Origin of the sequence: Lysinibacillus sp. FSL M8-0355 (assembly GCF_038008985.1) — a bacterium.
In the GTDB taxonomy this organism is placed as follows: domain Bacteria; phylum Bacillota; class Bacilli; order Bacillales_A; family Planococcaceae; genus Lysinibacillus; species Lysinibacillus fusiformis_D.
The window spans coordinates 1,392,841-1,407,012 of sequence record NZ_JBBPAI010000001.1; the positions used below are offsets into that span (position 1 = coordinate 1,392,841).

The following is a 14,172-nucleotide window of genomic DNA, read 5'->3' on the forward strand; positions in this document are numbered from 1 at the left end:
TGAGAACGTTATCAAATATAATATATTTTTTTTAAGATGTACAGTCAAATGGCAAGTGAATTTTCCTCTTTTATAGAAGGAACAGGAAATAATTCATTGTATCACTCTCTACTAAGATGGTAGATTAAAAACATAGCAACTATCGCAACAAGCCCAATGACCACAGATATTAAATTTCGTCTTGTCAGCTCAAATGGGCTCACATTACAAATGGCAGCGGCTGGAATTAATGCCCAAGGAATCAATGTTCCGCCACCGATATAAAACATATTAGGACATTCTAATTGAAACCGCGTCATTATTATTACCCTGAGCTGTTTCCAATTTAGACATATTAAGTAGGTCAAGTCCATGAAAGTTTTTTAAATTATTAAGGTATAATGTTTAAAATAAGGATATAATTAACAAATTAGTGTTATGGAGAGTAGGAAAATAAAGTACCTGAGAATTATCTCTTTTTGCTCTTTATAATCAAGACTTTAATAATAAAAAGAATGGAGTGATATTGTAATGTCATGGTTAGCAATTGTCGGATTTTTTTTACTCTTTATAATATTTATAACTTGCAGTATATACTTATTACTTAAAAATAAAAAGGAAAAAAATGTGCATAATAATATATTAGCTTTTATTTTTTTATTAGTAGGGATATGTCTATTAATATTAAATTTATTATTTTTGCTCGATTAATAATTAGAATAACATTCCCTAAAACTATATATATAACCAATTATATAGTAATATGGAAATATAGGGGAAATTAATAAAGGATAGGAGAGTGAGGGAGATGTGAGGAATTTAACTATTCCCTAAATAACTTGAATGGAGAATAAAAAATGAAAAAAATTATTAAAAGTTTAATTTTTGTGATTACTGCTGTTCTTATATTTTCAAATTTCGCTCCAATTCTAGCAAACGCTAACGAAATGGAAAAGAATAACTTCCTATCTTCGTCAAAAAAATTAATTGATAATTCGGACTTTAATTCAGAATTAGGTATGGTTGATAAGGAAGCAATTGAATACCTTGGTAGTCTTCAAATAAATGTAATTGAAGATAATGAGAATTTTAGAATAGTAGAGTCAATTGAAAATGGCAAACCAATGGTCGCAATATTTGATAAAAATTCGAATGTTTTAACAACTCAAATTAAGGGTGATGATTCATCCAAATTAGTAATAGATTTGAATGAACTTGCAGCTTTAGAAGAGTCATTGAAAGAATCGATATCTGGAGATATTAGCGCTTTCGCATCTTCGATGAAACAAGATACTTTCACAAACTATGAATATACTATTGAATTTACTTCACCTGAATCATGGCAATTACGCAGACCAAATCCTGATAATCCAATAAACTGGTTGTATAAAGATGTAAAGAAAACAACTGGTAACGCAACTAACCTAGAAAAGTTTAAAAATGCTGTTAACGATTTAAATGATTATGAATGGAAGTATATTGGTGCAGCATCTGGAGCTGGCATATTAGCTATAGCTGCGCTAATAGTTGGTGCTATAAATGGAGGTGCAGGGATTGCAGTCGGATTAGCTGCAGCTGGAGTAACTGGTGCTGCTTACAATTATGCAATATCAATGAATAGAGCAGCAAAAGACGCTCATTATTATTACTTCCAAGTTTAAGATTATACGTATCACTAAAGGCCATCTGTCTGGAATTTTTTAGATAGATGGCTAATTTGTATGTTAATAAAATTACTTTGAAACGAGCAATCTATAGAGCTCGTTTTTTCTGTGTACACTTGCCATGTTTGAATTTTTAATAGTACATGCAATAAATTGACTCGAGGAAAAAGGACTACCGATATAGTCCTGTACCCCAAAAGTTAGATTTTTGACTCTAACTTTTGGGGACATCAAGGAGCCTTATTTAAATCAAAAACACCGCAACTATCGTCGTCGCAACAAGCCCAATGACCACAGGGATTAAGTTTCGTCTTGCTAGCTCAAATGGGCTCACATTACAAATGGCAGCGGCTGGAATTAATGCCCAAGGAATCAATGTTCCGCCACCAACCCAAATAGCTGTGATTTGTCCTAAAGCAGTTAACGTTGCGGTTCCTTCACCAAGGGCATTGCCGAACAGACTGCCGACAGAGCCAGCTAGGGAAATTCCCGAAAAGCCTGAGCCATCTAACCCTGTAATAGCGCCAACCACTGCTAAAGTGACCACGGCAATTTCCTTTGTTAAAGGTACTACCGCAGCAAGACCAACACCAAGATCATTGACAATTCCATGTGAGGTAGCGGGTAAATGGTCACCGAGAATTTGTGTAAAGCCAGCATCTCCAAGATAGAAAAAGGCGGCAATAGGGATGACAGGTCCGAACACTTTAAAGCCGAATTGGAATCCTTGAATCAAATAGCTTGTCGTCTTTTCGAGCCCCTCAGCTTTGTGAGTAACAACACTAAGCAAAAGTAAGATGAAAACAGAGGTTCCTCCGATTAAAGCTGTTGCATCGCCGCCTTGCAATTTAAAGACAGCCATTGCAATGACATCTAAGACGAAAGCAATGGGAATGAGTACAGCAAAAAATCGTCTTTGCCCGACAGACAGTAAATTTTCCACAATTTCATGTCTATCTTCACCAGCTTCACCGACAGTATTCAAAAGTAAGGTTCCTCGTTTCATATCTCGTCGTAAGAAAAAATAAGCAACAATTGTCGTTACAATCCCCATTGTAATGACGAGTGGAATACTAGCTGAAACGACATCACCAACAGGAATTCCAGCAGCATCAGCCGTTAGTTTTGGAGCCCCTTGTATGACAAAATCACTTGATAACGCAATACCGTGCCCAAATAAGTTCATCGCCATGGCAACGCCAAGTGCTGGGAGGCCAGCCCGAATCGCAACAGGTAAGAGCACCGCCCCTAACAGTGCGACTGCAGGGGATGGCCAGAAAAACCATGAGATAAACATCATTAATAGACCAATCGTCCAATAGGCGAGTGCTGGTGTTTTAATAATCTTCGTGAAAGGTGCAACCATAACCTCATTAATACCAGAAGTCATCATCACTCGACTCATGGCAACAATAATCGAAATAATAAGAATCGTTGATAGCAGCTCTGTAATAGCATAAATAAAGCTGTTAAACACACCACTTATGGACGAAGTGAAATCGCCAGTCGCAACAATCGCTAGCATAAAGATGCCTACTACACAAATGAGGGTGGTATCGCGACGTTTAACCATAAATCCGATGATGAGTACAATAAAAACAACATAAATCCAATGGAGAGCTGTGAATTCAATCCCCATACGTTTCCCCCTCAATATTCTGATTCTATAGAATATGAAGAGAAAAAAAGATGGTGATGATTTTGAAAAATTTTGACCTAGGTGAAATGCTGTGTGAATTGAAAATAGAAATAATTAACTAATAATGATGGGAAATTAAGTTATTAATGAAGTGCTCAAATTGTAAGGAGAACTTTAAGCAATCTAAACTATAGGATTTTCTAGTGTCTTTATCTGCATCTTTGCCAACTATCTCAATGAAATGCCTCTTATTATAAACAAGTAATCAACTTAACAACCACTTTCTTAGCAAATTAAAGGGCCTCTTAAAAGATGCTTGATGTTATACAATAGTGGCCGAAAACTACACCTCAAACAAGATAATTGAAAGAAATGGATTTTTATATTAAAATACTTTTATAGATTATCGATAATCTATAATCCATAATATATAACACCTATAGCTAATCACCCTATACACTAAACTATGTTAAAATAAAGGATATAAATTTAATGGAGTGGTTTGATGGGGTTTGATGAAAGTTCAATTTCAAAAAAAACAATTTCTGAACAAATAGCTGAACGATTATTATTTCGCATATTTTCTGGTTATTATGAACAAGGTCAGCGCTTAATCGAAGCGGAAATTGCAAAAGAGTTACAAGTAAGTCATGCACCTGTCCGTGAGGCTCTTTATCTTTTACAAAAAGATGGTGTAGTCGAAAAAGTACAACATAAAGGTGTAAGAGTTAAGACTATATCGGATCAGGAATTGAAGGATTATTTGGAAGCGCTTTATTACCTATTGGATTCTGCACTTACAAAGTGTGAACCTAAATGGAATGCCGATTTGCAAAATGAACTATTACTTCGTTTTGAAGCGATGAAACAAAGAAAGTCTGCTGAAAATATTTATGAATATGTTGTTTCGTTTGCGCACTTGTTACAATTGTTTTTTGATGTTACAGGAAATATTGCGATGCTACGATTCTTTAAAGAAACCATATTTGTTACAAATGTAGCTGCACAAACAAAATGGAAAATGGATCTAGTTGAATCCTACCATCTGTCCATCAACACGTTTATCAGGTGTATAGAAGTGTCGGATTTTAATCATGCACGAGTGGCTATTAAAGATGTTATTTTATGGTACCAATTTAAATAATTTTATGGGGGTAACATAAATGAAAGCTGCAGTTTGGCATAATGTGAAAGATATTAGAGTCGAAGAGGTTGAATTACGAGCTTTAAGAGAAGAAGAAGTGAAAGTAAAAGTAGCATGGGCTGGTATTTGTGGAAGTGATTTGCATGAATACGAAGAAGGTCCAGTTTTTGTACCAGTTGATGTAAAAGCTGAATTAACAGGTGAAGTTGCCCCGCTTACAATGGGTCATGAATTTGCTGGGATTATCGAAGAAGTTGGCTCTAAGGTTACGGACTTAAAGGCAGGAGACCGAGTTGTCATCAATCCTACATTAACTTATAGAAACAAACATGAAGATGTCGATCGATATGATGGATTTAATTTCATCGGACTACATGGAAACGGTGGATTTGCGGAATATGTCAATGTCCCTGTAACAAATGTACACCGTTTAGCAGATAACTTAACATTAAAAGATGGTGCACTAGTAGAACCAATGGCTGTTGCTGTACAAGCAGTCAAAGATGCTGGGGTTACATTAGGAGATTCTGTAGCTGTATTTGGTGCTGGACCAATTGGATTGTTAACAGTAATCGCTGCAAAAGCATCGGGTGCAAGTAAAGTTATCGTATTAGATTTATCCGATGATCGATTAGAAAAGGCAAAAGAATTAGGTGCAACCCATGCCATTAACTCTGGTAAAGAAAATCCTGTACAAGCCGTTCGATCGATTGTAGCAGGTGGGGTTGATGTATCCTTTGAAGTTGCGGGAGTAGCTCCTACCTTTAAACAAGCAATTGATGTTACAAAACCACGCGGTAACATGATGATCGTTTCGATTTTTGCAAGACCAATCGAATGGAATCCAATGCAGCTTACAAACACAGGTGTTAATGTACTGTCATCAATTGTTTATACACCGTCAATTTTCCAAAGAACAATTGATGCAATGAGCTCTGGTCAATTAAATCCACAGGGTATCATCACAAGTCAAATTGAATTAGATGACATTGTTGATAAAGGATTCAAAACGTTAACAAACGACAAATCACAATCTAAAATTTTAGTCGCGATAAGTGGAGAAAATTAATAACATGGATAGATTAAAATAAATCTATCCTAACAAAGGGAGTATGGCTTATTATAGTCATGCTCTTTTCTTATAGCCTGTTTGATGATTCAAAACTGTTTTTCAAAGGATTTGCTGAACTTCATTGAGGGGAAGAGGGGCGTTGCAGCTTAAGAAAGCGTTTATACTCGATATTTTTGAAATATAATAAGAGAAGAAAAATGACAAAAAGAATCGAGAATGAATTTCACGATTCTTTTTGTCATATAGTTTAATTTCTTTCTCTTGCCCTCTGTGTGTCTCTAATATTTTTTTGAACTGTTATGGAGGCAAATAAACTAAGGACAAATGACATACCATAGAATCCTTTTTCGCTTAAAACAATACTTCCAGCATTATATAAACCAATACCCATTAATAAAATAGATACAATAAGTGCAATCCAACTAATACCATAATAAATAGTAGTAACTGGTATTCCCTCATCTTTATCTCTTACTGATTTTTGTAAAGATACTGCTGAATAGAGCCCGAATACTAAAACAGCTAAGTAATATCCTTTTTCGTTTAGTTGCATCGTTGCGTTAAATAGGCCTATAAGATAAGCAGTAACACCTACGAACAGTGCTGCCCAGGAAGCACCCTTGAAAGCAGCAGTCGGTTCTCCCTCTTTCCTTTCTACTTTTATTTTCGGATCAGGCTGTTTTCCCTTATCTAATGATGTCTCATTTTGATTAGACAATATCTTTCTCCTCCTTCTATCTCTGTATCAAAACATTCTTATTCTACAGGGATGTGATGAGAACAGAAATTTCTCTAAAACTGGCTTTTCAGTAATAAAGCAACCCCCTTTGAAGGAAGCGGCTTTATACTTGACCGTTATTTTGCTGCACTATAGATAGTCAATGTGGCTTCATCGAATTTAAAGGGACGATTATTGTTTCTTGGTAAATTTGCGCTTTACCCCGAGACAATTTTTTCTGTCCTTTGTTGCAATTCCTTTTTAGGGGCAGGAATCTGTTGTACCGATAAGAACTAGGTGTATAACTTTTTTTCATTTTATTCAAATAGACAGCAGAATATGTTAGGTAGATGTGGCTGCCTATTGTTGCTTTGCCCACTGTTATTGACGAACAATGAACGAAATAATTTAAATGGTTGATAATAGCTAAGGCATAAATAAAGCTGTGTAAAACCTGACTTATGGTTGAAATTAAATTGGTCAGTTGCAACAATTGTATTTAAATGCTAATAAAAGGCTTTTAAAGAAAATTTAAAAGCCTAGGCCCATTTGAAAGTGAGTAGCTGGTTTCAAAAAAGTACCCCTCACGTAGAAAGAGATTGTGCCACTGCAACCAACCTTTTTACTCCTTCCCTTAGTTGTTTTTCATTTGCATAAGAATAGCTTAAACGTACCCAGGATGATAGTTGTTTTAATGGATCACAAATTTGACCCGGTACAAAGGATATAGATTGTTCAATACTTTTAGATAGTAATAATTCAGTTGGAACATTATCTGGGAGCTGCACCCATAAATTCAGACCACCTTTTGGGCTAGTCCATCGCCAACCTGTTACAGCTAGCTCTTCTTCCATGATTTCCTTTCGAATCTGTAGGGCGATCCTAATTTTCTCCAAATGCTGTTGCAATCTTAGGGATGAAAAGTAATGGAGAAAAATTTTTTGATTGAGAAGTGGTGAGCCATTATCAGCCAATGATTTTTCTATTAGGAGTGAGTTCATTAATGATGATTGACAAATCACAGTCGCAATTCTCAAGCCAGGAGAGATATATTTGCAAAAGCTTCGGATATAAATGACTGTTCCAGCACTATCGTACGTGTAAATGGGTGGTGGTGGGGCTTGATCAAAATAGATGTCGTGATAGGCATCGTCTTCAATTAATAGAAATCGATATTGTTCAGCTAGTTCTACTAATTTTTTGCGCTGCTCGACAGAAACAGTATAACCAGTCGGGTTATGGAATGTGGGGTTGAGATAAAATAGGCGCGGCTTGTATTGTTTAATATAGTATTCAACCTGTTCTAAATCGTAGCCCTCTGGATGGATATCAACCGTTACAATCTGTGCTCCTTGTGCTCTAAAAATATCAATCGCAGCACTGTAGCTTGGACGTTCAAATAAAACGACGTCTCTTGGTTTAATAAAAGCTTGAGCGATTAAGTGAATCGCTTGCTGTGAGCCAGAAGTGATTAACAGATTATCTGCACTCAAATGAGTTTTATACTGGTTGATAAAATAGTGAGTGAGTGTTTCACGCAGCTCTAGATCACCTTGTACAGTTGAGTAGGTGGCAAGTACTTTAGGATAAAGATCAAACACTTCCTTCACATAATCTGAAAAATAATGATTAGGCAAAAGATTTGGATCAATCAACGCCTGAGAAAAATGATAGGAAACAGAGGGTTGATGGATTTCGGATAAATGATTTTTTTTTACGTATGCAGAAACAATGGGATTGTCCTGATCTAGATATTCAAGATTTTTCGTTACAGTTGATTGGACATAATAGCCTGCTTTATCTTTTACATAAACTTTGTCATGCTGTTTTAGTAATTGATAAGCTTTTAATACCGTTAATCGATGAACATTCATTTCAGATGCTAATTGTCGGACGGAGGGAATCTTGTCATGTTCTTTCCATTCTTTACGTTCTATACGGTGCAGTACATAATCGTAAACTTTGTTAAAAAGATAATCTTCATTTTGATTTGCTTTGCCCATATTGATTCCTCCTTTTCAAAACGATTGTACCACGAACCTATCTAATCTGTTCTATCCCTTTTAATCTGTTCTATTGTCTTTCTTTTATGATAGAAAAAGAGGAGGAGGTTTATATGGTACTTATTAATTATTTTTTCATGTGTTTGATTTTTGGAACGACTTTTTTAGCGATTAAAATTGGTGTTGATGCAGGAATGCCTCCGTTTTTATCAGCTGGCCTCCGTTTTTTTATTGCCGGTTTACTGCTATTTAGTTTTATGGTTTGGAGAGAAAGAACGACAATACGGGTGTTATTTCGTAAAGAGATGTTTTTTACAGGAGTGGGCTTAACCTTTGGGACGTTTGCCACATTATATTGGGCAGAACAGTATGTGACATCAGGGATTGCAGCTGTCTTATCTGCTACAGGTCCAATGATGATCATTATTATACAGACATTCCTATTGAAGCAAAAAGGAAATCGAAAATCATTTATTGGTTGTGTTGTCGGAGTCATTGGTGTTACGTTCTTGATCTTACCTAGCCTTTCAATTGAGATTAGTCCCTTCTGGATGGTTGGTTGTTTTGCCATAATACTAGGGGAAGTTTTTTATGCATCTGGAACCATTTATACGAAACATGTCATCCGAAAATTTGAAACGACATCTCCAATTGCTTTAAATGCAGCGCAAATGATGCATGGTGGGATTTTATTAATCGTTTTGTCACTTTTTACTGAGAACATTCAGCTTCATTATCTTTTAAGCCCAGCTTCAATTGGCTCTCTTCTTTATTTAATTATTTTTGGTTCAATGATCGGCCATAGCATTTATTATTGGCTTGTTTCCCGAACGAATCCTGTTTTTCCTTCTACATGGCTGTATATCTCACCAGTCATTGCCGTTACATTAGGTGTGACCCTCTATCATGAATATATTTCTTGGCTAACAGGCATAGGTACTCTGACGATTATTGCTGGAACGGTTCTAGTCAATTTCGAAACATTGAGGGAGTTGCTTTGGCGCAATAGGACTATGCTTCAGGATGTGAAAAATTAATATAGCTTGAATAAGAGAGGTAAGAAATTCTATTATTCTACATTGATTAAATCAAATTTAAAAGGAGAATGAAGCTATGAAAATTTCTAAGGGAGTAGAGATTCTGGCTCTTGAATTTAATGGGAACATCATTCATCCAACACTTTTATGGGATCAGGAAATGGCTGTTTTAATAGACACTGGATTCCCAGGTCAAATGGAAGATTTGCGCGTAGCAATGGATAAGGTAGGCATGTCGTTCGATAACCTAAAGGTTGTGATTTTGACACATCAGGATATAGATCATATAGGCAGCCTCCCGGAAATAGTGCGAAATTGTGGAAGTAATATAAAAGTCTATGCGCACGAACTAGATAAGCCTTATATCCAGGGGGATTTACCACTTTTGAAAGACGCGCACATAGCGAATCCACCCAAGGGGAAAGTGGATGTGGCCTTGAAAGACGGTCAAGAACTACCGTATTGTGGCGGAATTCGAGTGATCCATACTCCAGGGCACACGCCTGGCCATATCAGCTTATATTTAAAGCAAAATAAAACACTTGTTGCTGGAGATTCGATGTATAGTGTAAACGGTACACTGGGAGGAATTCATGTTCCAACTACTTTGGATATAAAGGTCGCTCGTCAATCTTTGAAGAAATATTTAGACTTAGACATTGAATCTGTAGTTTGTTACCACGGAGGATTATGTAACGTAAATATTAAAGAGCAGATTCAAAAATTTTACAAATAATGATCTCTTTTTTTGAGGAACTATTGCTAAGTGTAAATGGAAGTCTGTTTTATTGTTAGCCAGCTCATGTTATAATGAAGAGCTTAAGATGATTAAGACCTTTTTATAACGGATGCCAAGAAAAGCCTCCGCAAAATGAAAAATATGGAGGTGTAAGAGAATGAATAAGCGTTGGACGATTAGTGAAATTCAAAAGTTTGTTGAGAATAATTCGGAAAGTAAGTTGCTAACGACTGAATATCATGGTTTTTCTCAAAAGTTATTATTTAAATGTGCATGTGGAAGTAACTTTGAAAAAACATTTACGAAATTTAAAAATAAACATCAACGAAAATGTGATGTATGCCAACCGCCAAAAGAGTCACGCTAAATGTATTGCCAATTTTCACTAAAGAGAAATAGACTTTTTCTATGTGACTGATAGAAGAAAATGTTGATTAAAATCACTTTACTCTTATAGGTAAGGTGATTTTTTTGCCTAGGATTACTACTGAAAAAGATGGTAAAGTAACATACTTAAGCAAATACAGAATAAAACATCACCAATTTAACCTTCTGTATTAATGAAATATCATGGATAGAAGCCAAACCCTTGATACATCTGGGTTTGGCTTTTTTAATATTTCCAAAATTTTTCTTTTTTCACTGAAAAACTCGGTTTGTAAACCATTATTGCCGAAAAAAAGATTGTAAAATAACAATCAGTGATTTATATTGGAGATTATGATTTTTTTTCAAAATCTCAAAATCATAATCGAAATTTAATTTATATACAAGTTTTAAGAGGGAAGTGAATTAGCAAAATGTATCTTTATCCCCTATTAGTCATTATTGCAGCTAGTAGTTTTGGAATCGTTTCAACTATCATAAAACTGGCAATGCGTAGTGGCTTTTCTGTATCAGAGGCAGTGACAAGTCAGTTTTTTGTCGGCTTCTGTATAGCAGTATGTATCAGCTTAGTTACAAACAGGTCAAAATTTAGCTTTAAAGGTGTTAAAATCCTTCTATTTGCAGGTATCTTAACTGGGTTAACAAATATTTTATATGGTCATTCTTTGAACTTTTTGCCAGCTTCCTTGGCAGTAGTACTACTGTTTCAATTTACATGGATCGGTATGTTGATCTCTTGTATTACAAAACGGCAATTTCCAAGCAGAATTGAATTAATCTCTTTAATTATATTGGTAGCTGGAACCATACCAGCTGCTGGAATAATTGATGTTGATTTATCCCAAATACCTTTGCAGGGATGGTTATGGGGATTAGCAGCTGCTCTTTGTTACTCTTTATTTTTATATGTGAACGGTAAGGCAACTGCAAGTATGACAACCTCTAACCGTTTAGTATTGGTTTCTTTCTTTGCTTTTATGATTACGGCGGCTTTTCAGTCTCCAGAAATTATTTGGAATGGTACTTTGTTTAATGAGGGGCTTTGGATTTATGGATTGGCATTAGGGTTATTTGGCATGATTATCCCCGTTTTCTTATTCACTATTGCAGTTCCTAAAGTTGGATTAGGTATGTCCTCTATATTGAGTGCTGTTGAATTGCCAATCGCCGTGATGGTATCTGTTATCCTATTAAGCGAAACGGTTACCATTTTGCAAATAGCAGGTATCGTCACGATCGTTGTCGGTATAAGCTTACCAACATTGCTAGATAAAGATGGATTGTTAAGTAGCGTCAAAACTAAGTACAAAAAATCCAGCAAAGAAGTAGCGAAAGGGTCTTCGATTTGAAGATCCTTTTTTCATGACAATCAAGCAATGTGATAACAATTGGGTTTTCTGATACGAATTTAACGTCCTCCTTAGTAGATTCAATTACACCTTTTATGCAACGCTGTAAATTTTTTTGTTCATACTCCGTTCATATTGTTGTCATAAGCAGTACACCTTCGTTGTATAAGCTATCCTTAACGGTTTATGAAAGTAGCCGGAATCCACATAGAGATAACGAAAGGGAGGTGTGGCACGAGAGCAAAGGAGAAAACGGTGATCGCTTACCGTTCTATACTATCGTGCAAACATAATGAAAAAAATGATCATCATTTTAAGTAAATTAATAGCTGTTTTTGCTGTAGCCATCATACTTTTTTTAGCGATTGTTTTCCTAGTGAATATTGTCTGCTCTAAAATAGAGCAAGGAAAAATAGAAACTTATGGGCAGTCTGTAGCAGTGGACGGGAAAACGATGAATGTCTTCATTCAAGGAGAAGGCGAAGAAACCGTTGTGCTTTTACCTGGTTATGGAACAGCGGCACCAGCACTTGATTTTAAATTTCTAGTAGATGAATTATCTCCATTTTACAAAGTGGTTGTCATCGAGCCTTTTGGTTATGGGTTAAGTGATCTAATTGAAAAAGAACGTAGCACAGAGAATATTGTTAGTGAAATACATGAAGCTTTACAGCGTCTTCATATTGAACGTTATATTCTGATGGGACACTCCATTTCAGGCCTTTACGGATTGGATTATGTGAACAAATATCCAGAAGAGGTGAGTGCATTTGTCGGGCTTGATAGCAGTGTTCCAACGATAAGCGAGAAAAAGATTGATTCTTCTATAATAAGAACTATAAAACTACTTAAAAAATCGGGTTTAGCGAGATTGCAAGTAAAGCTAGGGGATGACCCATACGCCGTACTACCATATGATGATAAAACAAAAGAACAATTGAGAATTCTTAAACACAAAAACATGTATAACCCAAGCCAGTTAAATGAAGCTGAAATGATGTATGAAAATTTTAAAGCAGCTGAAAATAGATCCTTCCCAAAAAATCTCCCTGTGATTTTCTTTATACAAGAAAATCATCCAGTAACTGACAGATGGATACCAGAGCATAAAAAACAAATAGAAGATTCTATAAATGGGAAAGTGATGACATTTGAAGGGGATCATTATTTATATCGTACCAAAGCAAAAGAAATCGTTGAAGGCTTCAGAGAATTTATGAAGGAAGTACAGTGAAGGTACTGAGAAAGATCCTTTATTTTATCTTATATTAATGGTCAGTAAGCGCCTATCTCGATTGGGGAAATTAGGGTGAGCCAACTAAGTGCCTCCGATCAAGTGTAATATATTTATTGTAGTTAATTATTTTGTGCGTATGAACAGCCAGTATCTATTTTGAAGCCAATTAAATAAAGTTCTTGAAACGAATAACCAGGCGCTCATATGAGTACCTGGCCTTTTTTATGCAGTATTAGAAGTGTTCAAAAAGGTTCTGAAAGGTGTAACGATAACGCTGAAACCATCATCAGGAGGCTCATGGCAAAAATCATGGGGAACAGCTCTGTAATGACATAAATAGAAATAGCGCTAGCCAATTTACGTCCAACTACTTGCTTGTAGATTAGCTTCTATCTAGTACAACTTGATTATGTTTAGATCTCTGAACGGAAGTTGTTACCTAGCTTGCTTCCCAGACCAAAATAATGCCGAAAATTATAAATAAGTGGGCTCCATTTATTTGGATCAATATGATTTTCTTCAATAATAATTTCCTCATGAGCATGTACATGTATCGTTTGTGTCTCAACAATTGCAAAAGTAGGAGAATAATCTGGGATACGAATATGTTTTACCTTTGCCTCGATTTGAATGGGACACTCCATAATCCGAGTAGGAATGACCGTTGTAGAATTAATAGGTGTGAATCCACAAATATCAAATTTCTCTTTTCTATATGTAAAACCAATTTGTTTCTTAAAATCTGGAACTGGTTTTTTTCCTGTGTAAGGAGCTAACTGCTCCACATTTTCCCATAGAGAGGGTTCAGGAATATTAATGACACATTCAGGATGTCGTTCTAAATTTTCTATTGCTTTTCCACCAAGGCCAATACCTAAGACAATACAGTCTCCTAATGCCCAAGAAGATGACAAAGGGCTAATATTCACTGTTCCATCCTCATTTAATGTACTCAGTAAAATTACAGGAAATCCATAATATAAAATTTTAGGATTTATCATTTTTGTATTTGGTATTTGCTTTGTTATTGTCATTTTAAGTTCCTCCTACTAAATATTTTCGCTGTCATAACTCATTGTAAAATATAAAGATTTCGATAAGCATCGAAGTGTTGATTACAAAATAATTACTTCAACAAAAGAATATGGAGGAAAGGTAAAGTTTAAAGTTCTTCATTTCATCTCCTTGATATTTCTAAATTTTT

General features: G+C 35.5%; 13 protein-coding genes. 8 read left to right on the forward strand and 5 right to left on the reverse strand.

Translation table 11 applies throughout. The features are described 5' to 3' along the window. Positions 1 to 101 precede the first annotated feature (101 nt). Positions 102 to 299 (reverse strand): hypothetical protein, encoded by a 198-nt coding sequence (locus MKY46_RS06645; RefSeq protein ID WP_139149502.1) that lies wholly within the window; start codon positions 297 to 299, stop codon positions 102 to 104. A gap of 537 nt (positions 300 to 836) precedes the next feature. On the opposite strand from MKY46_RS06645, the gene MKY46_RS06650 reads away from it, so the two are divergent. After that, the gene (locus MKY46_RS06650) at positions 837 to 1,640 is read left to right on the forward strand and encodes a geobacillin-26 family protein (RefSeq protein WP_036128530.1); all 804 of its coding nucleotides are present in this window, start codon (positions 837 to 839) and stop codon (positions 1,638 to 1,640) included. Positions 1,641 to 1,887: 247 nt separating this feature from the next. Here MKY46_RS06650 and MKY46_RS06655 read toward each other — a convergent pair whose 3' ends face one another. Next, positions 1,888 to 3,282 (reverse strand): hypothetical protein, encoded by a 1,395-nt coding sequence (locus tag MKY46_RS06655; protein ID WP_101966358.1) that lies wholly within the window; start codon positions 3,280 to 3,282, stop codon positions 1,888 to 1,890. A gap of 505 nt (positions 3,283 to 3,787) precedes the next feature. On the opposite strand from MKY46_RS06655, the gene MKY46_RS06660 reads away from it, so the two are divergent. Both MKY46_RS06660 and MKY46_RS06665 read left to right on the forward strand, forming a co-directional pair. Continuing rightward, positions 3,788 to 4,426: a GntR family transcriptional regulator gene (locus MKY46_RS06660; protein WP_036127231.1), complete on the forward strand. Its 639-nt coding sequence runs from the start codon at positions 3,788 to 3,790 to the stop codon at positions 4,424 to 4,426. Between the two features lie 19 nt (positions 4,427 to 4,445). Continuing rightward, positions 4,446 to 5,495 carry a 2,3-butanediol dehydrogenase gene (locus MKY46_RS06665; RefSeq protein ID WP_036127229.1) on the forward strand — a complete coding sequence of 350 codons (1,050 nt, stop codon included), beginning with the start codon at positions 4,446 to 4,448 and terminating at the stop codon, positions 5,493 to 5,495. A gap of 250 nt (positions 5,496 to 5,745) precedes the next feature. Here the strand turns inward: MKY46_RS06665 and yiaA are convergent, their stop codons facing one another. Both yiaA and MKY46_RS06675 read right to left on the reverse strand, forming a co-directional pair. Then, positions 5,746 to 6,216, reverse strand: coding sequence for an inner membrane protein YiaA (gene yiaA / locus MKY46_RS06670; protein ID WP_036127227.1), 471 nt, complete (start codon positions 6,214 to 6,216; stop codon positions 5,746 to 5,748). 584 nt (positions 6,217 to 6,800) lie between these two features. Beyond that, positions 6,801 to 8,219, reverse strand: coding sequence for an aminotransferase-like domain-containing protein (locus MKY46_RS06675; protein WP_101966357.1), 1,419 nt, complete (start codon positions 8,217 to 8,219; stop codon positions 6,801 to 6,803). A 113-nt stretch (positions 8,220 to 8,332) separates the two neighbouring features. On the opposite strand from MKY46_RS06675, the gene MKY46_RS06680 reads away from it, so the two are divergent. From MKY46_RS06680 to MKY46_RS06700, 5 genes are all read left to right on the forward strand, one after another. After that, positions 8,333 to 9,256: a DMT family transporter gene (locus MKY46_RS06680; protein ID WP_089932122.1), complete on the forward strand. Its 924-nt coding sequence runs from the start codon at positions 8,333 to 8,335 to the stop codon at positions 9,254 to 9,256. A 76-nt stretch (positions 9,257 to 9,332) separates the two neighbouring features. After that, positions 9,333 to 9,992, forward strand: a complete 660-nt coding sequence (locus tag MKY46_RS06685) for an MBL fold metallo-hydrolase (RefSeq protein ID WP_101966356.1) — start codon at positions 9,333 to 9,335, stop codon at positions 9,990 to 9,992. 160 nt (positions 9,993 to 10,152) lie between these two features. Next, positions 10,153 to 10,362 carry a hypothetical protein gene (locus tag MKY46_RS06690; RefSeq protein ID WP_058843320.1) on the forward strand — a complete coding sequence of 70 codons (210 nt, stop codon included), beginning with the start codon at positions 10,153 to 10,155 and terminating at the stop codon, positions 10,360 to 10,362. A gap of 433 nt (positions 10,363 to 10,795) precedes the next feature. Next, complete coding sequence (locus MKY46_RS06695; protein ID WP_058843321.1) at positions 10,796 to 11,731, forward strand: EamA family transporter; 936 nt, start codon at positions 10,796 to 10,798, stop codon at positions 11,729 to 11,731. Between the two features lie 292 nt (positions 11,732 to 12,023). After that, positions 12,024 to 12,965, forward strand: coding sequence for an alpha/beta fold hydrolase (locus tag MKY46_RS06700; RefSeq protein WP_197412987.1), 942 nt, complete (start codon positions 12,024 to 12,026; stop codon positions 12,963 to 12,965). A 416-nt stretch (positions 12,966 to 13,381) separates the two neighbouring features. Here MKY46_RS06700 and MKY46_RS06705 read toward each other — a convergent pair whose 3' ends face one another. Next, positions 13,382 to 14,002, reverse strand: a complete 621-nt coding sequence (locus tag MKY46_RS06705) for a flavin reductase family protein (protein ID WP_340833866.1) — start codon at positions 14,000 to 14,002, stop codon at positions 13,382 to 13,384. Positions 14,003 to 14,172: the final 170 nt, after the last annotated feature.